The organism is Phenylobacterium sp. (assembly GCF_004799515.1).
GTDB lineage: Bacteria > Pseudomonadota > Alphaproteobacteria > Caulobacterales > Caulobacteraceae > Phenylobacterium.
In genome coordinates this window covers 245,818-267,699 of the sequence record NZ_SSMX01000026.1, presented here as the reverse complement: position 1 = coordinate 267,699, position 21,882 = coordinate 245,818, and the positions used below count along the sequence as shown (strand labels likewise).

At 69.4% G+C, this 21,882-nt stretch carries 25 protein-coding genes and 1 pseudogene; 13 read left to right on the top strand and 13 right to left on the bottom strand.

The window, feature by feature from the left end:
* Window positions 1–81 precede the first annotated feature (81 nt).
* A complete protein-coding gene (locus tag E8A49_RS10665) occupies window positions 82–1,776 on the top strand; it encodes a thiamine pyrophosphate-binding protein (protein ID WP_293380355.1) in 1,695 nt (564 codons plus the stop codon).
* A 5-nt stretch (window positions 1,777–1,781) separates the two neighbouring features.
* On the opposite strand, the gene E8A49_RS10660 is transcribed toward E8A49_RS10665, so the two are convergent.
* Window positions 1,782–3,047: a DUF6880 family protein gene (locus E8A49_RS10660; protein WP_293380352.1), complete on the bottom strand. Its 1,266-nt coding sequence runs from the start codon at window positions 3,045–3,047 to the stop codon at window positions 1,782–1,784.
* Complete coding sequence (locus E8A49_RS10655; protein WP_293380349.1) at window positions 3,044–4,315, bottom strand: DUF763 domain-containing protein; 1,272 nt, start codon at window positions 4,313–4,315, stop codon at window positions 3,044–3,046. The genes E8A49_RS10660 and E8A49_RS10655 overlap by 4 nt, the downstream gene beginning before the upstream one ends.
* 136 nt (window positions 4,316–4,451) lie before the next feature.
* Between E8A49_RS10655 and E8A49_RS10650 the strand changes: the two genes are divergently transcribed.
* A complete protein-coding gene (locus tag E8A49_RS10650; RefSeq protein ID WP_293380346.1) occupies window positions 4,452–4,712 on the top strand; it encodes a DksA/TraR family C4-type zinc finger protein in 261 nt (86 codons plus the stop codon).
* On the opposite strand, the gene E8A49_RS10645 is transcribed toward E8A49_RS10650, so the two are convergent.
* The 7 genes and pseudogenes from E8A49_RS10645 to E8A49_RS10620 all read right to left on the bottom strand — a co-directional run bounded on the left by E8A49_RS10645 (window position 4,709) and on the right by E8A49_RS10620 (window position 7,506).
* Window positions 4,709–4,954, bottom strand: a complete 246-nt coding sequence (locus tag E8A49_RS10645; RefSeq protein WP_293380343.1) for a VOC family protein — start codon at window positions 4,952–4,954, stop codon at window positions 4,709–4,711. The two genes, E8A49_RS10650 and E8A49_RS10645, sit on opposite strands and share 4 nt — an antisense overlap.
* A 24-nt stretch (window positions 4,955–4,978) precedes the next feature.
* Complete coding sequence (locus E8A49_RS10640) at window positions 4,979–5,104, bottom strand: hypothetical protein (RefSeq protein WP_293380340.1); 126 nt, start codon at window positions 5,102–5,104, stop codon at window positions 4,979–4,981.
* An 8-nt stretch (window positions 5,105–5,112) separates the two neighbouring features.
* Complete coding sequence (locus tag E8A49_RS10635; protein WP_293380337.1) at window positions 5,113–5,283, bottom strand: hypothetical protein; 171 nt, start codon at window positions 5,281–5,283, stop codon at window positions 5,113–5,115.
* A gap of 16 nt (window positions 5,284–5,299) precedes the next feature.
* Complete coding sequence (locus E8A49_RS10630) at window positions 5,300–5,491, bottom strand: DUF296 domain-containing protein (RefSeq protein WP_366928813.1); 192 nt, start codon at window positions 5,489–5,491, stop codon at window positions 5,300–5,302.
* A 16-nt stretch (window positions 5,492–5,507) separates the two neighbouring features.
* Window positions 5,508–5,738: pseudogene (locus E8A49_RS23175) on the bottom strand (DUF296 domain-containing protein); the annotation flags it as partial.
* Window positions 5,735–7,054, bottom strand: coding sequence for a sorbosone dehydrogenase family protein (locus tag E8A49_RS10625; RefSeq protein WP_293380331.1), 1,320 nt, complete (start codon window positions 7,052–7,054; stop codon window positions 5,735–5,737). The gene E8A49_RS10625 and the pseudogene E8A49_RS23175, both read right to left, overlap by 4 nt.
* Complete coding sequence (locus tag E8A49_RS10620) at window positions 7,051–7,506, bottom strand: DUF2231 domain-containing protein (protein ID WP_293380328.1); 456 nt, start codon at window positions 7,504–7,506, stop codon at window positions 7,051–7,053. The genes E8A49_RS10625 and E8A49_RS10620 overlap by 4 nt, the downstream gene beginning before the upstream one ends.
* A gap of 115 nt (window positions 7,507–7,621) precedes the next feature.
* On the opposite strand from E8A49_RS10620, the gene E8A49_RS10615 reads away from it, so the two are divergent.
* From E8A49_RS10615 to E8A49_RS10575, 9 genes are all read left to right on the top strand, one after another.
* On the top strand, window positions 7,622–8,431 hold the full coding sequence (locus tag E8A49_RS10615; RefSeq protein ID WP_293380325.1) for a cytochrome c oxidase assembly protein: 810 nt from the start codon (window positions 7,622–7,624) through the stop codon (window positions 8,429–8,431).
* On the top strand, window positions 8,428–10,293 hold the full coding sequence (locus tag E8A49_RS10610; protein WP_293380322.1) for a PQQ-dependent dehydrogenase, methanol/ethanol family: 1,866 nt from the start codon (window positions 8,428–8,430) through the stop codon (window positions 10,291–10,293). The genes E8A49_RS10615 and E8A49_RS10610 overlap by 4 nt, the downstream gene beginning before the upstream one ends.
* Before the next feature lie 8 nt (window positions 10,294–10,301).
* Window positions 10,302–10,844 (top strand): c-type cytochrome, encoded by a 543-nt coding sequence (locus E8A49_RS10605; protein WP_293380319.1) that lies wholly within the window; start codon window positions 10,302–10,304, stop codon window positions 10,842–10,844.
* A 3-nt stretch (window positions 10,845–10,847) separates the two neighbouring features.
* Window positions 10,848–11,813 carry a cytochrome c oxidase subunit II gene (gene coxB, locus E8A49_RS10600; protein WP_293380316.1) on the top strand — a complete coding sequence of 322 codons (966 nt, stop codon included), beginning with the start codon at window positions 10,848–10,850 and terminating at the stop codon, window positions 11,811–11,813.
* On the top strand, window positions 11,810–13,756 hold the full coding sequence (ctaD, locus tag E8A49_RS10595; protein ID WP_293380313.1) for a cytochrome c oxidase subunit I: 1,947 nt from the start codon (window positions 11,810–11,812) through the stop codon (window positions 13,754–13,756). The genes coxB and ctaD overlap by 4 nt, the downstream gene beginning before the upstream one ends.
* A complete protein-coding gene (locus E8A49_RS10590; RefSeq protein WP_293380310.1) occupies window positions 13,749–14,351 on the top strand; it encodes a cytochrome c oxidase subunit 3 in 603 nt (200 codons plus the stop codon). The genes ctaD and E8A49_RS10590 overlap by 8 nt, the downstream gene beginning before the upstream one ends.
* 101 nt (window positions 14,352–14,452) lie before the next feature.
* Entirely contained in the window at window positions 14,453–14,767 is a 315-nt protein-coding gene (locus E8A49_RS10585) for a hypothetical protein (protein ID WP_293380307.1), read from the top strand.
* Window positions 14,764–15,144, top strand: a complete 381-nt coding sequence (locus E8A49_RS10580) for a c-type cytochrome (protein WP_293380304.1) — start codon at window positions 14,764–14,766, stop codon at window positions 15,142–15,144. The genes E8A49_RS10585 and E8A49_RS10580 overlap by 4 nt, the downstream gene beginning before the upstream one ends.
* A 3-nt stretch (window positions 15,145–15,147) precedes the next feature.
* Window positions 15,148–15,693 carry a cytochrome c gene (locus E8A49_RS10575; protein ID WP_293380301.1) on the top strand — a complete coding sequence of 182 codons (546 nt, stop codon included), beginning with the start codon at window positions 15,148–15,150 and terminating at the stop codon, window positions 15,691–15,693.
* Between the two features lie 6 nt (window positions 15,694–15,699).
* Here the strand turns inward: E8A49_RS10575 and E8A49_RS10570 are convergent, their stop codons facing one another.
* Window positions 15,700–16,194: a DUF421 domain-containing protein gene (locus E8A49_RS10570; protein WP_293380298.1), complete on the bottom strand. Its 495-nt coding sequence runs from the start codon at window positions 16,192–16,194 to the stop codon at window positions 15,700–15,702.
* Window positions 16,195–16,264: 70 nt separating this feature from the next.
* The gene (locus E8A49_RS10565) at window positions 16,265–17,188 is read right to left on the bottom strand and encodes an SDR family oxidoreductase (RefSeq protein WP_293380295.1); all 924 of its coding nucleotides are present in this window, start codon (window positions 17,186–17,188) and stop codon (window positions 16,265–16,267) included.
* Between the two features lie 161 nt (window positions 17,189–17,349).
* Between E8A49_RS10565 and E8A49_RS10560 the strand changes: the two genes are divergently transcribed.
* Both E8A49_RS10560 and E8A49_RS10555 read left to right on the top strand, forming a co-directional pair.
* On the top strand, window positions 17,350–17,568 hold the full coding sequence (locus tag E8A49_RS10560) for a hypothetical protein (protein WP_293380292.1): 219 nt from the start codon (window positions 17,350–17,352) through the stop codon (window positions 17,566–17,568).
* Between the two features lie 105 nt (window positions 17,569–17,673).
* Window positions 17,674–18,399 carry a flavodoxin family protein gene (locus E8A49_RS10555; RefSeq protein WP_293380289.1) on the top strand — a complete coding sequence of 242 codons (726 nt, stop codon included), beginning with the start codon at window positions 17,674–17,676 and terminating at the stop codon, window positions 18,397–18,399.
* 526 nt (window positions 18,400–18,925) lie between these two features.
* Here E8A49_RS10555 and E8A49_RS10550 read toward each other — a convergent pair.
* Window positions 18,926–21,034, bottom strand: a complete 2,109-nt coding sequence (locus tag E8A49_RS10550) for a phosphocholine-specific phospholipase C (RefSeq protein WP_293380286.1) — start codon at window positions 21,032–21,034, stop codon at window positions 18,926–18,928.
* 117 nt (window positions 21,035–21,151) lie between these two features.
* Window positions 21,152–21,802, bottom strand: coding sequence for an epoxyqueuosine reductase QueH (locus E8A49_RS10545; protein ID WP_293380283.1), 651 nt, complete (start codon window positions 21,800–21,802; stop codon window positions 21,152–21,154).
* Window positions 21,803–21,882: the final 80 nt, after the last annotated feature.

Here is a 21,882-nt window from a genome sequence, read left to right as displayed (position 1 = left end):
ACCGGCGCCGAACCGCCCGGATGCCAAGGACCCAGCGCCCGCCCGATGCGTTGTGCGGCGAGACCTTACCCGGAGCCGCCCGTGTCCAAGACCGTCGCCGAACTTCTCGTGGAGACCCTCGCCGAGATCGGCGTGAAGCAGGTGTTCGGCATCGTCGGCGACGCGCTGAACCCCTTCACCCACGCCATCGAGGCGCAGGACGCCGTTGAATGGGTCGGCGTGCGGCATGAGGAAGGCGCGGCCCTGGCCGCCGCCGGCCAGGCCAAGCTGACCGGCCGGCTCGGCGTCTGCTGCGGCACGACCGGGCCCGGCGCCAATCATCTGGTGGCCGGACTCTACGAGGCGGCGAAGGACCATGCGCCGGTCCTGGCGATTTCCGGCGGCGTGCCCTCGGCGAAGCGCGGCATCGACTACCTACAGGAGGACAGCCCGGACCTGCTGTTCCGCGACGTGGCGATCTACACCCAGACCATCGCCTCGCCGGACCAAGCCGCCGCGGTGATCCACCAGGCCATCGCCGAGGCCTATGGCAAGCGCGGCGTGGCCCACATCAGTATCCCGCCCGACATCTTCGCCGCCAAGGTCTCCACGCCGGTCCCGAGCCTGGCGACCCTGCGGCCCCGGCCCGAGGTCGCGCCCGCGGAGGCCGACATCAACGAGGCCGCGCGCCTGATCGGTGAGGCGAAGACCATCGCCGTGTTCTGCGGCGCCGGCTGCCGCGGCGCGGCGGAGGAGCTGAAGGCGCTGGCGGAGCGGCTGCAGGCGCCCTTGATGCACACCTATCGCGGCAAGGAGCTGATGGCCTACGACGACCCGCACTGGATCGGCGGCGTCGGCCTGATAGGCGGCAAGCCGGGCGTCGACGCGGTGGCCGACGCCGACCTGCTGTTGATGCTGGGGACCGACTATCCCTATTCGGAGTTCCTGCCGAAGAAGGGCAAGGTCATCCAGGTCGACGAGCGCGCCTTCGCGCTTGGGCGGCGCACGCCGATCGCCCTTGGCGTCATGGGCTCGGTCCGGCCGGCGCTGAAGATGCTGCTGGCCAAGCTGGAGGCGCGCGGCGACCGCGCCTTCCTCGACAAGGTCGGCAGGGCCCGCGCCGACTGGGACCGGATGCTCGACGAGAAGGCTGACCCGGGCCGCGGCGGCGAGCACATCCACCCGCAGGCGGTCGCGCGCACGCTCAGCGACCACGCCCAGGACGACGCGATCTTCGTCACCGACACCGGCGAGGTGACGCTGTGGGCGATCAACTGGCTGCGGCAGAGCGGCCGCCAGCGGCTGACCGGTTCGCACAATAACGCCGCCGTCGGGACGGGCCTGGGGATCGCCAACGGCGCCCAGATCCTCAATCGGTCGCGGCAGGTGATCCTGCAGGTGGGCGACGGCGGCTTCACCATGCTGGCCGGCGAGTTCATGACGGCCGTAGAGCACCGCCTGCCGATCAAGGTGGTCGTCTACGACAACTCCGGCTGGGGCCTGGTCCATTTCGAGATGGAAGGCGCGGGCCTGCCCGCCGCCAAGGGCACCGGCTTCCCGAACATGGACTTCGCCGCCTATGCGCGCGCCTGCGGCGGCCAGGGCTTCACGGCCAAGGACCCGGCCAGCCTTGACGAGACCATCCGCGCCTTCCTGGCCGCGCCGGGCCCCGCGATCCTGCACGCCCTGGTCGATCCTGCCGAGATCCCGTCCATGCCGCACATCGCGCCCGGCGAGGTCTGGAAGTTCGGCATCGCCAAGGTGAAGGAAGCCATGGGCGCGATACGCAGCGGCTAGCGGCCTCACCCCTCCAGCGCATCGGCCTCGGCGGTCAACCGGTCACAGACCGCGAACTCGCGGCGCCGGAACGCTGCGGCGGCCGCCTTGCGCAGGAGCCGCTCGGCCGCCTCGGGCTGGCGGGCGCGCAGCTTCGCCGCCCAGAGTTCCGCGTCCTCGGCGCACACGGCGATGTCGTCGCCACGCCCTTCGATCAGCCGCGCCGCTTCGGGCAAGGCCGGCCAGTCGATCAGCAACCGCAGGGCCGCGTCGACGTCTTCATGGATCGCTGCGTGGGCGAAGGCCCGGCTCTCGGCCTCCACGTCGTCGAAATCGGCCAACCGGCGGGTGATATCGCGCAGGCGCGCCGCCGACAGGGTCCGCTCGAACGACGCCCAGCGGGCCGCCTGGGCCTCGTCCGCGCGGCCTGAGCGGTCCAGGGTCTCGATCCAGGCGCTCTCCCAGTCGAAGTCGGGCTCAGGCCCCTTGCCGCGCCCCAGGATCGAGCGGCCGCCACGCGGACGCGACGCCTCCAGCAGGGCCGCAGCCTCGGCGAGGCGGCCGGCTGCCAGCATCCGCTGAGCGACCTCGGCGGCGGCCGATGGGTCCAGCAGCGCCTTGTGGGTGAAGGTGGCCCGGTAGGCGTCGGGATCTTCGGCGGCGTCGGCGAGTTGCCGGATCAAGGGCAGCCAGCTCGCGGTGGCGCCGGTCCGCGTACTCAGCCGTCGCAGGGCCTCGGCCGCGAGCCCGGGTGAGGCGCGCCGCAGCGCAATGGGAAGCCAGACGGCCCAGGCCGCTGGCCAATCGGCGATGGCGGCGGCGAGCCCTTCGGCGGCCGCCGCCGGGTCGCTGTCCGCCAGCAAGGCGCCCAGGTCCTGCGCCGCCTGGTCGAACACCGCCGCCAGGGCGCCATGCTTGTCCCGCAGGCGACTGCCGACCCAGCGGCCTGCGCCGAGGAACATCCACATCCGCCGCACGGCGCTCGCACGATCGAGGTCCGCCAGCCGCCCGACGATCAGCCCGCGCAACCCGTCGAGGTCGCGCACGAAGCCCGGCCGCTGGCGCCAGGAAATCTTGCCCCGGCTGGTCTCCAGCGAGGCCAACCGCTTGTCGATCTCCACCGCCAGCGCCTCGGCGCCCTGCTCCGCCGCCAGCTCCATCCGCAGGCGGCGCTTGATCTCCGGGCGCGCCTCGGCGGCGGCGGCCAGCAGCTCGGCCAGGCGCGCCGCGCCGAGCAACTCAAGGTTCTGCGGCGTGACCTTCTTCAGGCTGGCGGGCGTGGGGCGCTTCACGGCTGGCGAAACGATCTCGCCGCGCCTTGCGCTCCCGCCGGCTCCGTCTCCCATCCGAAGACGCTGCGCCCGCCATAGCGGTGCGAGGCCGCGCGTTCGGCCGCGATATGCGACTCAAGGCTGGGGCCGGCGGCGTGGCGCTCCAGCCGCCGTGCCTGGTCGTCCAGCCGCTTCAGGGCGCCGAGTTCATCCTCGCGCCCCAGCCTGGCGTTCGCCACCGCCGACTTCAGGACCCCCAGGGTCTGGTCGTAGACCTTGATTGGCACCGGGAACGGATGGCGGTCCTTGCCGCCCAGGGCCAGGGAGAACCGGGCGGGGTCGCTGAACCGACTGGGCGCGCCGTGCACCACCTCGGCCACCATCGCCAGCGCCTGCACCGTCCGCGCCCCGACGCCCGGCGTCAGCAGCAGGTCGGCGAAGTCTGCCGGCCCTCGATCGGCCGCCGCCGCCAGCGTCCCGTGCAGCCTGCGCGCGACCACGTCCTCGACGCGCACGTCGTGATGATCCGGCAGGATCAGGTGCGGCAGCGCCATCTGGGCGGGAAGCTCCGCCGTCGTGGGCGGCTCCAGCTTCGCCAGCTCGCGCAGAATGCCGTCGGGGCCCAGCGCGCCCAGCATCTCCACCTGCGCTGACCGCGCGGCGGCGGCCCGCCGGTCGGTGAGGTTGACGATTTCGCCCTGGCCATGGCCCTCGATCGCGGCGTGCGGCGCCTCGACGAAGCTGCTCAGGCCCTCGGACAGCCAGTGGTAGCGGCGCGCCTGGCCGCGGTCGCCGTTCATCCCCTGCTGCACCACCACCCACTGGCCGTCGTCGGCGACGATGAAGCCGTGCAGATAGAGGTCGAAACCATCCTGGACGGCGGCGCTGTCCACCTTGGCCACCAGCCGGCTGGCCGAGCTCAGGGCCATACCGTCCAGACCCACCCGCTCGCCGACCGCGATCAGCTCTGCCGGCGTGGCGCGTGAATGCTTGCCCCGGCCGCCGCAGACATGAAGCCCCAGCTCATCCGACAGCGGCGCCAGGCCACGCTTCAGCGCCCCGATGACGCTGGTGGTGATGCCGGACGAATGCCAGTCCATCCCCATGACCGCGCCGAACGACTGGAACCAGAAGGGGTGCGCCAGCCGCCGCATCAGCTCGTCGCGACCGTAGTGATGGACTATGGCCTGGCTGATCACCGCGCCCAGCCGCGCCATGCGCTGCGCGAGCCATGGCGGCACGCGCCCGCCGTGCAGGGGAAGGTCGGCGCTGCCGGCGCGATGGGCCAAGGATACCTCCGATGTTCCGGACTTGTTCTAGCACCCCGCAGCGCACGGCGCCAGCGACCGTCGGACGCGGCCCCTGGAACTCACGTCTTCGCCCTCATATCTAAGCAGCTGAGAAGTTGGAGAAATCGGAGACGAGATGGCCACTGGCTGGGCCCACGAAGGCGCCGTCCTGGATCAGATCGAGGACACCATCACCGATGGCGTGCTCACGGCCCGCGCCCGGATGCCGGCGGGCGAAGGCGCAAGCCTTTGCGACGAGTGCGGCGAGCCAATCCCGGACGCCAGGCGCAAGGCCATGCCGGGCGCGCGAACCTGCGTCCGCTGCCAGTCCGGCCGTGACAGCCGCATCGTGCTGGGCATCAACCGGCGCGGCAGCAAGGACAGCCAGCTGCGCTAGACGACGCCCCCAGCGGCGCTCGACTGACCTGCGGCGTTCAGTTCGATCCGCACGCCGTTGGGATCGGTGATGTAGAGCTGGCGCAGTTCGCCGCCCGGCGTGTCCTCCTGCTCGAAGGCGACGCCGCGGGCCGTCAGGGCGTCCGCCGCCTCGTCGATGTCAGCGACTCGCAAGGCGAAGTGGTTGATGCTGGCGACCTTCGAGTGCGCCTTGGCGGCGTCCGTCTGGACCAGATGCACCACATCATGGCTGCCGGCGTACAGCCACTATCCGGGGAAGTCGAAGTCGGGGCGTGGGCCGACCTTGAGGTTCAAGACCTCCTCGAAGAAGCGGCGAGTCTCCTCCAGACGCACGGTCTTGATCGCGGCGTGGTCGAGCCGAAGGACTTCCACGGCAAGCCTCAGCGCTTGAGCGTGCGGCTGACCGCTGCGGCGTCCGGGCCGTCCGGACCGGCGCTCTTGCGCTCTGCTCGGCCAGTGGCGCGCGTGGCGGACTTGGACGCCGTGCCCTTGCGCTCGCCGAGCGGCTGGGCGGCGTTGGCTTCACGGCCCTTGGTATTGGCTTCCGTCATGATTGGGCTCCTATCCTCAACCGAGATCGATCAGGGCCACGCCTAGCTCGGGCCGCTTGCGGCGGCGCAGGTGGGCCGGGGTTTCGACGATCGTCACCTCCAGCGTCGGCTTCACCACCGCGTTCAACAGATGGCCGCCGCGGGTCGAGCCGTCGCTGAGGCCCACCACCGCATGGACGTGCAGGCTGGGCTGACCGTCGTCGCCCAGCGCGATCGCCGACCAGGCTCAGGCCCTCGCACTGCTCGTCCACCCGGATCGGCGTATAGTCCTTCTTGGCGAAATCGAACCAGCCGACGGTCGCGCGCTCGAACGCGCCCAGCGCCGTCAGAGAGGCGCCCTCGATCTTCTCCTTCGCCGCGAAAGCGGTGATCGCCGCGAAGGCCTCCTCACCCGGATCGAGGATCAGGACGATGGTCCGCGCGCCTGAGTCCTCCCAGACCACCTTCGACCTCATGGCGGCGCTCCGGCGGCGGTGACCCGCCAGACTGTGTTGCCGACGTCATCGGCGATCAGCAGGGCGCCCTTGCCATCGACCGCCACCGTGACCGGCCGGCCCTTCGCCTTGCCGTCGGCGCCCACGAAGCCGGTCACCACGTCCTGCGCCATGCCGTTCGGCCGGCCGTCGGCGAAGGGGATGTAGACGACGCGGTAGCCATTGAGCTGCGGGCGGTTCCAGCTGCCATGCTCGGCCACGAAGGCGCCGCCGTGATAGGCGACCGGCAGCGCATCGCCCGTGTAAAACACCATACCGAGCGGGGCCACGTGCGAGCTCAAGGCGTAGTCCGGCGGGATCGCCTTGGCGACCATCTCCGGCTTCTGCGGCTTCACCCGCGGGTCCACATGTTGGCCGTAGTAACTGTAGGGCCAGCCGTAGAAGGCGCCGTCCTTCACAGAGGTCATGTAGTCGGGCACCAGGTCGGGGCCCAATTCGTCGCGCTCATTGACCACGGCCCACAGCACATGGGTCGTGGGCTCGAAGGTCAGGCCGTTGGGGTTGCGCAGGCCCGTGGCGTAGGGCCGGTGCGCGCCGGTCGTTCGATCGATCTCCCAGATCTGCGCGCGATCCAATTCCGCGGGCATGCCGTTCTCGGTGATGTTCGAGTTGGAGCCGACGCCGGCGTAGAGCTTCGTTCCGTCGGGGCTGGCCGTCAGGCTCTTGGTCCAGTGGTGGTCGATCGGGCCGCCCGGCAGGTCTGTCAGCTTCTGCGGCGGGGCGGTGATCTGGGTGTCGCCGGTCTGATAGGGGAAGCGCAGCACCGCGTCGGTGTCGGCGACGTAGAAGTCGCTGCCCACCAGCACCATGCCGAACGGCGAGGTCAGGTGGTCGATGAAGACGGTGGTCTGCGGCGGGGCGCCATTGCCGGGGTCGCGGATCAGCAGGATGCGCTGAGCGGCCTTGGTCTTGGAATGCGCCTGCTTCTCGATCCAGTTCATGACGAACTCCTTGGGCCGGTTGACCGGCCCAGGCGGCCCGTCGGTCTCGGCCACCAGGACGTCGCCGTTGGGGAGGACGTAGAGTGAGCGCGGGTTCTTCAGGTTCTGCGCCAGCGCCTTGATCTGCAGGCCCGGCGCGACGGTCGGGACCGCCGAGCCCCAAGGCTCGGTCTTCGGCACCTTCATCGGCGGCATGAGGTACTGGTGGATGTCCGGCAAATAGGGGTTCGGGCCGATCTGGCGGTGCGGGTCGCCGGGCGGCGGGCCGCCGCAGGCCGCAAGCGCGGTGAGGCCCAGGGCGGCGCCGGCGAGGAGGGTGAGGCGGGCGGCGCTCATCGGCCGGCCTCCGAACTCACGCCAACGCCATGACGGTAGACCATCCCCCACCCCATCCAGCCGGTGACCACCAGGATCAGCACCGTCAGGGTCGACAGGATCAGACCCAGCGGCACGACCGAGGTGTAGGCGTCGCGGGTGTGGACGAAGGCGTTGAGGATCGCGAGCCCCAGCGCCACCGCATTGCCGCCGGCGTGGATGTAAACCGCCGTCAGCGACCGGATACGCCGCTCGCCCAGGAAATCGATCAGGCCCGCGACCACGGCGAAAAGGGCGACCACCAGGCCGATGGTCAGCAGCCACGCCGACATGTTGGCCCACTGCATGGCCGCCGTCTTCCAGTAGGCGAGATCGCTTCCGAGGGTCAGAACGAAGCAGACGATTGGGATCGGCACGAGCATGGCGTGGATCGGGCGTCCGCCGACCCGGGCGGTGGAGCGTGGATTGGGCATTTCGTCTCCCGTCGTCGTTTGCGGGGCAACGGGCAGCCGAGAGCGCGGGTTCCGGCGCGGAACATAGACCGCCACACGGAATTTCTACTGTCAGCATAAGCGGGGCAATATCGCCGTGGGATCCATCGAGCATGCCGGGAGGATTGAGGCTTACTGCGGTTCGCCGCCGTCGCCTGGGGCGCTGACCGAGCGCTGGAACCTCGACCCCATATTGATCGCCGCCCTGGTGCTGGCGCTGGCGGCCTATGGACTGGCCTCTCGGTCGTGGCGGCGCGGCGAGCAGACCCCGACAATGGCGCAATCGGCCTGCGTCTGTATGGGCTGGGCTATCGGCGCCCTGGCGTTGACCTCGCCGCTCTGCGCGTTGTCCGTCTCGCTCTCCGCCGCCCGGGTGGCGCAGCACATGGTGCTCGCCGCCGTGGCCGCGCCATTGCTGGCGTTGGGACTACCGCGTCGCAGGCGTCTTCGTCCACTGGAGCCCCTCGCCGCGGCGGCGGCGTTCGCCGTTGTGCTGTGGTTCTGGCATGCGCCAGGCCCCTATGACGCTACCTTCGCAAGCCCCCTCACCTATTGGGCGATGCACCTCAGCGCCTTCGGCGCGGCGGTGTGGTTGTGGTCGACATTGCTGGCGGCTGGCGCGCGGCGACTCGGTGAGGCCCTAGCGGCGGCCCTGCTGACCAGCCTGCAGATGGGTCTACTGGGCGCCATCCTGACCTTCGCGAACCGGCCGCTCTATGCGCCGCACGCCCTCACCACCGCCGCCTGGGGCCTGACCCCGCTCGGCGATCAGCAACTGGCCGGGGCGATTATGTGGATCCCGGCCGGCCTCGTCCTCGCCGCCGCTGTGGTGGGCGGACTGGCCGTCGCCCTGCGCGACGCCGGCCGGCGCGCAGACAGCCTAGCGCCTGTGGAACTGGCGCGATGATCCGGCCGCACCGGACGTTGGGCCTAGCCCTGTTGGCCGTGCTGGCGGCCTGCGGCCCGGCCGACCGGAAAGCCTCGTCGCTCTCACCCGCCAACCGCCCGCAGCCCGGCGCCACCGGCGCGACCGCCAACTTCGCGCCCAACGATCCGCCCGGCGAGTGGCGCCGCCAAGCGCGCGACTACGCCAACACCCGCTTCAGTCCGCTGGAGCAGATCGGCGTGGGCAATGTCGCGCGGCTGAAGATGGCCTGGTCGTTCTCCGACGGCATCCCCTATGGTCACGAGGCCGCGCCCCTGGTGGTCGGCGACACCATGTTCGTGGTCACGCCCTATCCGAACGTCGCTTACGCACTCGACCTGTCGAAGCCCGGCGCGCCAATCAAGTGGACCTATCAGCCGCACCCCGACCCCATCGCCGTCGGCAAGGCCTGCTGCGACGCGGTCAATCGCGGGCCGACCTACGCCGACGGCAAGCTGGTCTTCACTTTGCTGGACGGCGAGGCCGTGGCGCTCGACGCCAACACCGGGAAGCCCGCCTGGCGCGTTCGCCTGGGCCAGCCGGCCAGCGGCATGACCATCACCATGTCGCCGCTGGTCGTCGGCAACGCCGTCCTGGTCGGCAATTCCGGCGGCGAGATGGGCGTGCGCGGCCAACTGACCGCCCTGGACCTTTCCACTGGCAAGGAACTCTGGCGCGGCTATTCCACCGGCCCCGACGCCGACGTGAAGATCGGCGCCGACTACCACGCGCCCTATCCCTGGCTGGCGGGTAAGGACCTGGGCGCCTCGTCCTGGCCGGGCGACGCCTGGCAGCGCGGTGGCGGCACGGTCTGGGGTTGGATTTCCTACGACCCTGACCTCAACCTGATCTACGAGGGCACCAGCAATCCGAGCCCCCGCGTGCCGGCCCAGCGGCCCGGCGACAACCTCTGGTCCAGCGCCGTCTTCGCTCGCGATCCGAAGACCGGTTCGGTCCACTGGGGCTTCCAGTTCACGCCGCACGACCAGTGGGACTACGACGGGGTCAACGAGAACATCCTGATCGACGGACCGATCGGCGGCCAGACGCGCAAGCTGCTGGTCCACCTGGACCGCAACGGCTTCGGCTACACGCTGGACCGGAGCACCGGCCGCATCGTCGTGGCTAAGCCTTTCGCGCCGCTCAACTGGGCTAAGGGCATCGATCCGGCCACGGGACGCCCAATCGTCGACCCCGACAAGGAAGCCAAGGTCGAGGAGAAGGTCAGCAACATCTGCCCGACCCACATCGGCTCAAAGGACTGGCAGCCGGCGGCGTTCTCGCCGCGCACTGGGCTGATCTACGCCGACATCTTCAACATCTGCATGGACCTGACCGACCACAAAGTCGGCTACATCCCGGGCACGCCCTACGACGGCATGGACCTGACCACCCACGCCGGCGGCAAGACCAACAAGTGGGGCGAGTTCATCGCTTGGAACCCGCTGACCGGCGAACGCGCCTGGTCGATCCCCGAGACCTTCATGACCATGAGCGGCGTCCTGGCGACCGCCGGCGACCTCGTCTTCTACGGAACCACCGACGGCTGGTTCCGGGCGGTCGATGCGCGGAACGGCAAGGTGCTGTGGTCGCAGAAGCTGAGCTCAGGGATCACGTCTCAACCCATGACCTACCTGGGCCCGGATGGGCGCCAATACGTCGCCGTGGTGGCCGGCGTCGGCGGCGTCGCCAGCCAGGTGATGGGTTCGAAGAACGGCTTCCCGCCACGCGGCGGAACCCTCTACGTCTTCTCCATCGACGGCGTCTCGCCGGGCAGCGGGCCCGGCATGCTGACCACCCAGGGCTCGAAGGCCCCGGGCGCGGTCTACAATGCCCCGGATTGATGCGCGCCATGACCCTGCGCCTCGCCCTCACACTCCTCGCCACCGTCGCGCTCGGCGCCTGCAGCCGCTCGCATGGCGATTCCGTGACAGGCCCAGCGGCCACCCAGCTTCCCGCCGACGCGACCCTGCATTCCATTCCGATGGGGGCCCCGCCGGGCGAGCCGGTGAGCATCGCCGGGCGGATCGCCAACCCCTTCGCCGGGAACGCTCAGGCGGTCGCCGAGGGCAAGCAGCTCTTCGGCGCCATGAACTGCGTCTACTGCCACGGCGCTCAGGGCTCGGGCCTGATAGGCCCGGCGCTGAACGGCTCCGGCTGGCGCTATGGCGGTACGCCGGCCGAACTCTTCAACTCGATCCATGACGGCCGCCCGCAGGGGATGCCGGCCTGGGGCGCCCGCCTGCCGCCGGACCAGATCTGGAAGCTGGTCGCCTATCTCCAGAGCCTGGGCGACGCGTCGAACCAACCCTCCACGACCGGTCCGCAGGCCGCCGACCAAGACCCCGCCGACAGCGCCCACCAGGGCCTGATCGCGGCCCAGCGCGCGCGGTGAGCCATGGGGGTCTCACCCGCTTGGCCGATGACCTACCTCAAGACCTACGGCCCCCGCGCCGATCCGGTCACCGGGCTCACCTGGGGGCTGATGGACCTGTCGCTGGCCGTCATCGTGATCGTAACAGGGCTGGTCGTCGTCGGCGTCTGGATGCGGCGTTCCCGCCAGCCCTGGCCAGCGCTGGCGTCGCTCCCGCTGGGCGGCAGCGGCGGCGGGACGGCGTGGATCACCATCGGGGTGGCGCTGACCGTCCTAGCCCTTGCCGGCGCGCTCGCTTGGACGGTCGCGGTGATGGCGGCGGTCGCGGCGCCGGCCACAACGGCGCTGACTATCGAAGTCACTGGCCACCAGTGGTGGTGGGAAGCACGCTATCTCGGCTTGACCCCCGACCAAACCTTTTCCACCGCCAATGAGATCCATATTCCCGTCGGCCGTCCTGTCCTGCTGAAGCTCTACGGCGCCGACGTCATCCACTCCTTCTGGATTCCGGCGCTCGGCGGGAAGACCGACACCATCCCCGGCCGCACCAACCTGACCTGGCTGCAGGCCGACCGGCCCGGCGTCTACCGCGGCCAGTGCACCGAGTACTGTGGCCTGCAGCACGCCCACATGGCCGCCTTCGTCACCGCCGATCCGCCCGCGGATTTCGAGGCGTGGCGCGCGCGCCAGCAACAGCCCGCTGCCCCGCCGCCCGACACGGCAGCGGCCGGCGAGCCGCTGGTCGTAGCTCATTGCGGCGCTTGCCACACGGTGCGCGGAACCGGGGCCGGCGGCGTCGTGGGACCGGATCTCACCCACATCGCCGGCCGCGAGACCCTGGCCGCCGGGACCCTGCCCAATACGCCCAACGGCCTAGCCGGCTGGATCGCCAATCCCCAAGCCCTGAAACCCGGCGCGCGCATGCCGGCCACCGACCTCTCCGGACCCGAACTCGGCCAGGTCGTAGCCTATCTGGAGACGTTGAAGTGACCGCCTGGGAAGACGCCAGGACGCCCAGGAGCGCGAAGGTCACGCCGTCCTCCCCCGGCCCGCGGCTGCAGAAGATCTGGGAGACCGGCCCGGGCCTGAAGGGCTGGATCTCCAGCGTCGACCACAAGGAGATCGGCAAGCGCTACATCGTCACCGCCTTCGTCTTCCTGCTGCTGGGCGGGATCGAGTCGCTGGTTATGCGCCTGCAGCTCAGCGGTCCCAACCGCACGCTGCTGAGCCCGGAAGCCTACAACCAGCTCTTCACCATGCACGGCGTGAGCATGATCTTCCTCTACGCCTCGCCGGTGCTGTCGGGCTTTTCGAATTTCCTGTGGCCGCTGCTGTTGGGTTCGCGCGACATGGCCTTCCCGCGGCTGAATGCCCTTTCCTACTGGGTCTATTTGGCGGCGGGCCTCTTTCTCTATGCAGGCTTCGTGGTCGGCCGAGGACCCGATGCCGGCTGGTTCAACTACGTCCCCTACGCGGCGCGCGAGTTCAATCCGGGCGTCAACATCGACGTCTATGCGTTGGGCCTGATCCTGCTCGGCATCTCGACCACGGTCGGCGCCGCCAACTTCGTGGTCACCTTCCTACGCTTGCGGGCGCCCGGGATGTCGATCGACCGGGTCCCGATCCTGACCTGGGGCACGCTGACCGCCTCAGTCGCCAACCTGCTGGCCGTGCCCAGCGTCAGTCTGGCCTTCTTCCTCTTGTGGTTGGATCGGCAGTTCGGCTTCCACGTCTTCGACGCCGCCGACGGTCAGCCGCTGCTCTGGCAGCACCTGTTCTGGATGTTCGGCCATCCGTGGGTCTACGCCATCGTCCTGCCGGCCATGGGCATGGTCTCGGACGGCCTGCCGACCTTCTGCCGCCGCCCCCTGGTGGGCTACACGCCGGTCGCGTTGTCGACGGTGGCGACCATGGCGCTGGGGTTCGGTGTGTGGGTGCACCACATGTTCTCCACCGGCCTTCCGGACATCAGCCTGTCGTTCTTCTCCGGCGCCTCGTTGATCATCACCATCCCGAGCGCGGTCGCGGTCTTCGCCTGGACCGCCACGATCTGGCTCGGCCGGCCGGTGATCACCACCGCCTTCCTGTTCTTCGCCAGCATGATCGTGCTGTTCGTGATCGGGGGCGTGTCCGGGGTCATGACCGGCTCGGCGCCCGTCGACTGGCAGCTCACCGACACCTACTTCGTCGTCGCCCACCTCCACTATGTCCTGATCGGGATCAACGTCTTCCCGGTCGTCGGCGGCGCCTACTACTGGTTCCCCAAATTCACCGGCCGGATGCTAAGCGAGCGACTGGGCCGCTGGAACTTCTGGACGATGTTCCTAGGATTCAATCTCGGCTTCTTCCCAATGCACCTGCTGGGCCTGATGGGCATGCCGCGGCGCATCTACACCTACTCAGCCGGCATGGGCTGGGACACGACCAACCTAGTCGTCACGCTCGGCGCCTTCCTGTTCGCGGCTGGCGTCGGCCTCTTCCTGATCAATGTGGCGGTCAGCCTGAAGCGCGGCCGGATCGCGCCGGAAAACCCCTGGGACGCACCGACGTTGGAATGGGCCACGGCCTCACCGCCGCCGCCCTACAATTTCGCGGTCATCCCGACCGTCGCCAGCCGCCACCCGCTGTGGGAACACCGCCTCAACGAAAGCGCCGGCCGCTCGTGCCTCGACGAAGGCCTGCTGCTCGATCACGGCCGCGAGACGCTGGGCACCACCCCGCTCGACGGCGAACCCAGCCTGATCCTGGAGATGCCGGGCGACACGCCAGCGCCGGCGATCCTGGCGCTGGGGCTGGCCGTGCTGTTCGCAGGCGCCCCGTTGAAGGCCTGGTGGCTGGCCGGGCTGGGCGGCGTGATCTGCGCCGGTGCGCTGGTGCTGTGGTTCTGGCCACGACGCGTCCACGCGGATGAGCCGGAGGCGGCGCATGGCTGAGGTGACCTACACTGGCGGCCCCCTGCCCGTCGCCGCCAAGGGCCGCAACAGCGTGGGCTGGCTGGGCGTGCTTTGCCTGATCGCGACGGAGGCCTGCCTCTTCGCCTATCTGCTGTTCAGCTACTTCTACATCGCCATCCAGCGCGGCCCCGGCTGGTCGCCGGAGCCCAATCCGTCCCTGGCCATGGCTGGGCCCAACACCTTGATCCTGCTGGCCAGCAGCGTCGCGGCCTGGTGGGGCGAAGGCGGCGCCAAGGGCGGCCAGCGCACCCGCCAGCTTCTCGGCCTGTCACTCGCGATCCTGCTGGGGGCGATCTTCCTCATCGTCCAGGTCTTCGAATGGAAGGCCAAGACCTTCCGTCCGACAGACGGATCCTATGGCTCGCTCTATTTCACCATTACCGGCTTCCACATGGCCCACGTGGTCGTGGGCTTGGCCATGCTGATCGCGGTCACCGGCTGGTCTTGGCTGGGGCTGTTCCAGCCCCGCCGGCACGAGCCGGTCTCCAACGTCGTCGTCTACTGGCACTTCGTCGATGCAGTCTGGCTGGCGGTCTTCGCCACCTTCTACCTCGCTCCGCATTTGATGTGGTGACCATGGCCACGTCCTCCAAAGCCGCCGCGCCGCTATCGCCCCCGAGGCTGGGGACCCAAATCCTTGGCCTGGCCGCCGGACCCAGCGCCTGGGTCACACAGTTGGCTATCGACTACGGCGTCTCCAGCTACGTGTGCACGCCGCGCGATACGCCCCGCCTCGATGCGCCCGGCGCCGGGGAGCACGAGTTCCTGCTTGCGATCAACCTCACCTGTCTCGCCGTTGCGCTCTTGGGTCTGGCGGCCGCCTTCGCCGGCTCGCGAGCGGCGTCCGAAGAGGGCTCCGGCGCGCCCCGGGGCCGCCACCGGTTCCTGGCCGTCAGCGGCCTGCTCGCCTCGGCGATCTTCGTCGTGGCCATCCTTTTCAACACGCCCTCGGCCGTGGCCGTTCGACTCTGCTGGAGCGCGCCAGCATGAGCCGCCTGCCCTATACCCTGGCGCTCATCCCGCTCGCCCTGGCTCTTGGCCTGGCCGGCTGCGCGCCCGCCCCGCGGCCCAGCCGCACGGCCCTGGGCGGCGATCCGGAACAGGGCGCCGTGATCATGGTCCGCGAGGCCTGCGGCGCCTGCCACGAAATCCCCGGCGTCCAGCTCGCCCACGGCGAGGTCGGGCCGCCGCTCACCGGCTTTGCCCGCCGCACAATGATCGCGGGCCTGCTCCCAAACACGCCGCAGAACCTGGCGCAATGGATCCGCACGCCGCAGACCTATGTCCCCGGCAACGCCATGCCGGACATCGCCGTCTCGCCCCAGCAGGCCGCCGACATGGCCGCCTACCTCGAGACCTTGAGCTGAGCCGTGGGGCCGCGCCTGGGCCTGTTGCTGCGCTGGGGCCTTCCATGGGCGACCATGGGACTCGCCGTCGCTGTCTTTGGCCTGGGCGTGGTCGCCACCGGCGCCTACGACACCACCGCCACCACGCCGCACCCGGCGCTGGTCGCCTGGGCGACGCACGCGACCATGGTCCAGTCGGTGCGCCGCGAAGCCGCAAGCCTTCCGCCGCCGCGCCGCTTCACCGCCGCCGACGTCGCCGCCGGCGCGCGGCTCTACGACGCCAACTGCGTCGCCTGCCACGGCGCCCCGGGCGTGGCGCGCGCGGCCTGGACCGACGGCCTGACGCCAAACCCGCCCTACCTACTGGACGCGGGGCGCCAGTTCACGCCCAACGAGCTCTATTGGATCGTCCGCCACGGCGTGAAGATGACCGCTATGCCGTCCTGGGAGCAGACGATGTCGCAAAGCGATGTCTGGACCATCGTGGCCTTCCTCTCCGCTTTGCCCGAAATGTCCGCCGCCGATTACGCGCGCGAGCGCGGGGCGTCGCCGCAGGGCGCCACGCCATAGCACCACTCATCCCCGGCGTTTGCGAGGCACCACGCTGATCTTGCCGCTGTTCTCCAAGGTCGCAAGCCGCACGTCCTTGACGTCGGCCACTTGTTTCAGCCGCAAGCCTTCCAGGAGATCCATGCGGCTGATGCCGTGGCGCATGCTGGCGGCCTCGTCGATCACGCCGTCACGAATCAGCACCACGGGATCGGCTTTCATCACCTTGGCCAGCAAACCCCAGCGCAGGGTCAGCATGGCAAACAGCCCATGCAGGACCACCAGCACCAGGGTCGCCGAAGTGACCGGCCAGAAGTCCGCCTTGCCGGTCATCACCCGGCTGAGGTTCGAACCGACAATCAGGTAGATGATGATGTCCAACGGCGAGCTTTGGGAGAAGGTCCGGCGACCCGCGAGGCGGATGCAGACCAGCCCTAGGAAGAAGAGGAGGATCGCCCGGATGCAGAGCTGCTGGGCGTCGGCGCCCTCGTCCGGCCCGATCAGGGTTCGAAACCAATCCATCGGCGGCCCTCCGCCCTCCTCCGCCGTTCAATCCGGCGGCCAGGTCGCAGGTTCCTGATCGCGGCCGCGATCAGGGCTGTCCGGCCCCGCCCGATGAGCCGTAGATCTGGCCGGTGGCGTAGCTGGCGTCGGAAGCCGCGAGTTGGACGTAGATCGAAGCCAGTTCCGCGGGCTGGCCGGGCCGGCCGAACGGCGCTTGAGCGCCGAACTGTTCAAGCTTCTCCATGCTGGCGCCGCCGCTGACCTGCAAAGGCGTCCAGATCGGGCCTGGCGCCACGCCGTTCACCCGAATGCCCTTGGACGCCAACTGCTTCGCCAGCGACTTCACATAGTTCATCGTCGCGGCCTTGGTCTGGGCGTAGTCGTAGAGGTCCGGCGAGGGATCGTAGGCCTGCTCCGAGGCCGTCGCGATGATCGTCGAGCCCGGTTTCAGGTGCGGCAGAGCCGCCTTGATGATCCAGAATGGCGCATAGATATTGGTCTTCATGGTTGCATCGAAGTCCTCGGTCGTGAGGTCGAGGATGGACTCGCGGCTTTGCTGCCGGCCGGCGTTGCAGACGACGATGTCCAAGCCGCCCAGCTCGCGCACGGCGTCCTCGACCAGCTTCTTGCAGAAGGCCTCCTCACACAGGTCGCCCGGTAGGCCCGCGCCCTTACGCCCGGCCTTCTCGATCAGCGCCAGAACCTCGTCGGCGTCCGGCTGTTCGGTCGGGAAGTAGTTGATCGCCACGTCAGCGCCCTCGCGGGCAAAGCCGATCGCCGCGCCCCGCCCCATGCCCGAATCGCCGCCGGTGATCAGCGCCTTGCGGCCCAGCAGGCGGCCGGAGCCACGGTAGCTCTCCTCCCCGTGGTCTGGCGGCGGGTCCATGTCGCGAGCCAGGCCCGGCCAGGGCTGCGATTGGCGCTTGAACGGCGGCTTCGGATGTTTGGTCGTCGGGTCTTCGAAAGGCGCCGCAGTCGCTTGGCTTGAGATCTTGCCGGCGTCGTCAGCCATCGGTCTATCTCCCACGGGAACACTGTCCGCTGGCAATTCCTGAAAGGCGGCGGCGTTCCCAAGGCCGGTCCACCGGAACCGCCGCAGGCGCTGGACCTTATTCTTCCGCTTCAATCTGCGAGGTCGGAATGGCTGGACGGACTCCTTCGGTTCGCAAGGGCATGCCAAGCCCTCGCCTGGACAAGGCAACCTTTAAGGCGCGGTTCCTGAGCCGCTATCCTGACCCCGCCTTCGATCCGCTGCGAGGCGAGCTCGACAGGATCGCAACCGCGGCCTGGGACGCCTACAGCCACGAGCGCAAGTCGCCCAAAGCCCAGCCCGCCGGCCCCGGTTACGCCGACCCGACCTATGAGCTGGCCGAGGACTGGATCGCTGCCTAGGCCGACGTCGAGGCCGCTCAGCAGCGGCACGACGCCCCGGACGGGCCCCTGCCGCGTGCTGCTGATCAACGCTCGTCGCGCAGCGAACACACCTGTCTCGGTGAAATGTCGAAGAGTTGGCGGCTGATCCAGCTCGCGCGACGCGCGCTTGAGAAGCAGGACATCACGGCGTCGGTGCTCGACCTCTCCCGCCTGGCCTCGGAATTCGGCCGCGAGATCCATCCCTGCAAGGCCTGCTTCTCCACCGGGCCCGCGCTCTGCCACTGGCCCTGCTCCTGCTACCCGAACTACTCCCTGGGCCAGGTCCACGACTGGATGAACGAGATCTACCCCATGTGGGTGGAAGCCCATGGCGTGATGATCATCACGCCGGTGAACTGGTACCAGGTGACCTCGCCGGTGAAGCTGATGATGGACCGGCTGGTCTGCGCCGACGGCGGCAATCCCGACCCAAGCCTCACCCACGGCAAGAATGCCGAGGAGGCCAAGGCCATCGAGATGAAGGGCTGGGACTATCCCAAGCACCTGGACGGCCGGGTCTTCTCGGTGATCGTCCACGGCGACGTGGAGGGCGCGGAGAACGTGCGACGCAGCCTGTCGGACTGGCTGCGGTTCATGGATCTGGTCCCGGCCGGCATCAACGCCGAGCTCGACCGCTACATTGGCTACTGGGAGCCCTACGCCACCGGCCACGAGGCGCTGGACAAGGACAAGGCGATGCAGGGCGAGGTGCGGAACGCCGCCCTGACGCTCGCCGAAGCAGCCCACGCCAACCACACCGGAAAGCTCCTGCAGGCCGGCCGCGCCCTGGAGCCGCCGCGGCAGAAGTAGGCCGCAACCTCCGCTGCGAGCTGACGTTCCCTAGCCCAGGAGCCAACAAATGGTGAAACAGGCTCTCCCCATGAATCATGGCCCGGTCGTCACCCCGCGCGAGGCCAAGCAAGCCAAGCGCGGAAGAACGCAAAATCGCGCCGATAGGCGGCGGTGACTAGCTTCCTTAGCGGTCGCCTGTGCCCGTCTAGCGCGCTGCATGGCCGCTAGACGAACGTTCGCCTCAATGCATTGGCACCCGGGAGAATCCGCAGCGGTCCAACGAGCGACCGGACGGACCGATTTTGCGAAGAAGTGCGAGGTTTCACGAAAGTTGAATGCACCAGATTTGCACGCAACCACAATTAACATATTGATCTAATTGTAACTTCCGTCCAGCCCATCATCGGGGCGATTGCAAATATCGGCATAAGCGTTTGATTTTACTGCGGTTCGATTGTAGGGGCCCGCTCTGTGCAAGGCCGGATGGACTCCATAGCATTTTCAATGGGTTGGTCGAAGCGTGCGCGCGCCGCCGACCGGGAAGTCAGACAGCTGGATCGCTGATGTCGTGCCGGCCGTTCTCCAGCCGGCCGGCGAAACGGCGTTGGAAGCCCTCCGCGGCCACCGCCACGTCGTACCAGTTGTGCCGCTTGTGGAGCGGCATCGCCCGCTCGACCCGGCCGCCCGCCGCCGCCTGTCCGCGCCACGGCGCCTCGGCGCCATAGGCGCCGGCCCGCACGGTGAACTCCGCCGGCGCGGCGCCCGGGTTGATGACCGCCAGCCGCAGCATCCGGGCGGGGACGTCATAGCGCAGCACCGCCTCCAGGCGGGACGCCGCGCCGTCGCCCTGCCCGACCGCCTCACGGACAAAGCCGTTCGGCCCGTAGATCCAGAGGTCGTAGCGCCCGCCGTCGTCGGTCAGGTCCCAGAGGCCGTCCAGCGTGCGGCCCGCCTCGACGGTGTAGCGGCGGGGGATGCGGTCCAGGTGGCGGCGGTCATAGACGTGGAACACCGCGCCGGCCGTTCCGTCGTTGCGGAAGCTCAGCCGCAGGCGCCGCCCGTCCGGCGCGATGGCGGCGTCGACCTCCAGCCGGTAGGGCAGCGCCCGCGAGGCCCGGAAACCCGGCTCCTGGAACAGCGGCTGGGGCGTGGCCGGCGGCGCGGGCGGGGGCTTGGCCTCGGCCGCGGCGGCCAGGGCCGCGACGTTGGCGACCCGCGGCAACCTCGGAAAGACCTTCGCCTCGCGCCCGGAAAAGTCGAAGCAGCTCGTCAGGTCGCCGCAGACCGCCCGGTGCCAGGGGCTGATGGCCGGGATGGAGACCCCGAACCGCGTCTCGATGAACTGGCCAACGGAGGTGTGGTCGAACACCTGGGAATTGACCCAGCCGCCCCGGCTCCAGGGCGAGATGACGTACATCGGCACCCGCGGCCCCAGGCCCCAGGGCCGCACCGTCCCGCTGACCTGATCCCGCGGGTCCAAGTGCTTCCGCTCCGGGTCGGAGAAGTACATCCCCTCCAGCGGCAGGGTCGCCGCACCGGCCAGCCTTCCGTCCAGTTCATAGGACGGCGGCGCCGGCGGCGGGACGTGGTCGAAGAAGCCGTCGTTCTCGTCGAAGCAGAGGAAGAGCGCCGTGCGCCCCCAGACCTCGGAGTCGGCGGTCAGCGCGTCCAGCACGCGGCTGGTGAATTCCGCCCCCTGCATCGGGCTGGAGCCTGCCGGATGCTCCGACCAGGCCTGCGACGGCAGGATCCAGGACACCTGCGGCAGTTGGCCCGACCGGACGTCCGACTCCAGCCGCTCCAGCGACCAGTGCCGCATGCCGTTCTCATAGAGCGGCGAGCCGGGCCGCGCCGCGCGGAACGCCTCGAACGCCAAGCCGCCGTGCATGGCGCCCGTCCAGTTGTCGTTGGGGTCCTGATAGATGCGCCAGCTGACCCCGGCCGTCTGCAGCACCTGCGGGATCGTCGGCCAGGTCAGGGCCGAGCCCTGGTAGGCGTAGCCCGGCTCGGGCAGCGCGCCCTTGATCCAGCAGCGCAGATTGTCCGGCTCGGCGTCCGCCTCGGTGCAGTTCTCGCCGCGCCGCCGCTTCTCCGGATCGAAGTTAGCCCCCGACCAGAAGGCGATGCGGTTGGGATCGGTCCCCGTCGTCACCGAGCAATGGTAGGCGTCGCAAAGGGTGAAGGCCTCGGCCAGGGCGAACTGGAACGGGATGTCGCTGCGCTGATAGTGGCCCATGGAGAGCGGCGTCTTGAACCTGGGCCAAGCCTCCATCCTGCCCTGCCCCCAGGCGCCCTGGGCGTTGCCGAAGCCGTGCGGCGTGCTGTGGACCTTGAGCGCGCTCGTGGTCTCCGCGTCGAGGTGGAAGGGGGCGACGGGCCCGTGGCCATCGGACTGCGCCCAGACGTCCCGGCTGCCGGGAAGCGGGACCGGATGCCGGTCCGCGAACCCGCGCACGCCTCGGAACGACCCGAAGTAGTGGTCGAAGGCGCGGTTCTCCAGCATCAGGATGACGACGTGCTGGACGTCGGCGATCGTTCCGGCTCCCCGCGCCGCTTCCGCCGCCAAGGCGCGCTGGATGCTGGGCGGGAAGGCCGCCATCGCCGAACCGGCGCCTGCAAGCTTCAGGAACTGACGACGCGCCCGGTCCGTCATGGAGGCCTCTGGGTGTGCGATTCGGAACTCTAGAGGCCCGGTCCCGGCCCATTCCAGGAATAACCGCAGGATCGCGTGAGTTCGCCCACGGCCGGGGCGTCATGCCTCATCTTCAGGCTAGCGCCGGTAGAACTGGACGCCGATCTCGATGGGTCCGCGGCCGGTCTCGCGGCGGTGGCGGTTGGTGTCGCGCAGGGAATAGACGCAGCCGCAATATTCCTGCTGGTAGAATTCCTCGCGCTTCGAGATGTCGATCATCCGCGCCGCGCCGCCGCCCTTGCGCCAGTTGTAGTCCCAGTAGCTAAGGCCCTCATATGGCGCGGCAGCCCGCGCGCCGCTCTCGTTGATCTGCGCCATGTTCTTCCAGCGCGAGATGCCCAGGGAACTGGTCATCACCGGGAAGCCGTGCTCGTGGGCGTAGAGCGCCGTGCGCTCGAAGCGCATGTCGAAGCACATGCTGCAGCGCGCGCCGCGCTCCGGCTCCCACTCCATGCCCTTGGCGCGGGCGAACCAGTTGTCGGTGTCGTAGTCGGCGTCGACGAAGGGCACGCCGTGCTTCTCGGCGAAGCGGACGTTCTCGTCCTTGCGCAGCAGGTACTCCCGCTCCGGATGGATATTCGGGTTGTAGAAGAAGATCGTGTAGTCGACGCCGGACGCCAGCATCGCCTCCATCACCTCGCCCGAACACGGCGCGCAGCAGGAGTGCAGCAGCACCTTGGATTCGCCGCCGGGCGGCTTGAGGACGGGTCGGGCGGTGTCTTCGGTCATGACGCCAGTCTAGCACAGACCGTCGCGCGCTGGACCTAGCCCAGGCCGAGAGCGCGCTTTCCGGCGCCTGCGCCAGCCGC

What these genes read in the sequence shown, in the direction of transcription:
- E8A49_RS10650 (WP_293380346.1), top strand. Translation starts at nt 4,452, where the DNA reads ATGGCCACTGGCTGGGCCCACGAAGGCGCCGTCCTGGATCAGATCGAG.
- E8A49_RS10635 (WP_293380337.1), bottom strand. Translation starts at nt 5,283, where the DNA reads ATGACGGAAGCCAATACCAAGGGCCGTGAAGCCAACGCCGCCCAGCCG.
- E8A49_RS10625 (WP_293380331.1), bottom strand. Translation starts at nt 7,054, where the DNA reads ATGAGCGCCGCCCGCCTCACCCTCCTCGCCGGCGCCGCCCTGGGCCTC.
- E8A49_RS10620 (WP_293380328.1), bottom strand. Translation starts at nt 7,506, where the DNA reads ATGCCCAATCCACGCTCCACCGCCCGGGTCGGCGGACGCCCGATCCAC.
- E8A49_RS10610 (WP_293380322.1), top strand. Translation starts at nt 8,428, where the DNA reads ATGATCCGGCCGCACCGGACGTTGGGCCTAGCCCTGTTGGCCGTGCTG.
- E8A49_RS10605 (WP_293380319.1), top strand. Translation starts at nt 10,302, where the DNA reads ATGACCCTGCGCCTCGCCCTCACACTCCTCGCCACCGTCGCGCTCGGC.
- coxB (WP_293380316.1), top strand. Translation starts at nt 10,848, where the DNA reads ATGGGGGTCTCACCCGCTTGGCCGATGACCTACCTCAAGACCTACGGC.
- E8A49_RS10590 (WP_293380310.1), top strand. Translation starts at nt 13,749, where the DNA reads ATGGCTGAGGTGACCTACACTGGCGGCCCCCTGCCCGTCGCCGCCAAG.
- E8A49_RS10580 (WP_293380304.1), top strand. Translation starts at nt 14,764, where the DNA reads ATGAGCCGCCTGCCCTATACCCTGGCGCTCATCCCGCTCGCCCTGGCT.
- E8A49_RS10570 (WP_293380298.1), bottom strand. Translation starts at nt 16,194, where the DNA reads ATGGATTGGTTTCGAACCCTGATCGGGCCGGACGAGGGCGCCGACGCC.
- E8A49_RS10565 (WP_293380295.1), bottom strand. Translation starts at nt 17,188, where the DNA reads ATGGCTGACGACGCCGGCAAGATCTCAAGCCAAGCGACTGCGGCGCCT.
- E8A49_RS10560 (WP_293380292.1), top strand. Translation starts at nt 17,350, where the DNA reads ATGCCAAGCCCTCGCCTGGACAAGGCAACCTTTAAGGCGCGGTTCCTG.
- E8A49_RS10555 (WP_293380289.1), top strand. Translation starts at nt 17,674, where the DNA reads ATGTCGAAGAGTTGGCGGCTGATCCAGCTCGCGCGACGCGCGCTTGAG.
- E8A49_RS10550 (WP_293380286.1), bottom strand. Translation starts at nt 21,034, where the DNA reads ATGACGGACCGGGCGCGTCGTCAGTTCCTGAAGCTTGCAGGCGCCGGT.
- E8A49_RS10545 (WP_293380283.1), bottom strand. Translation starts at nt 21,802, where the DNA reads ATGACCGAAGACACCGCCCGACCCGTCCTCAAGCCGCCCGGCGGCGAA.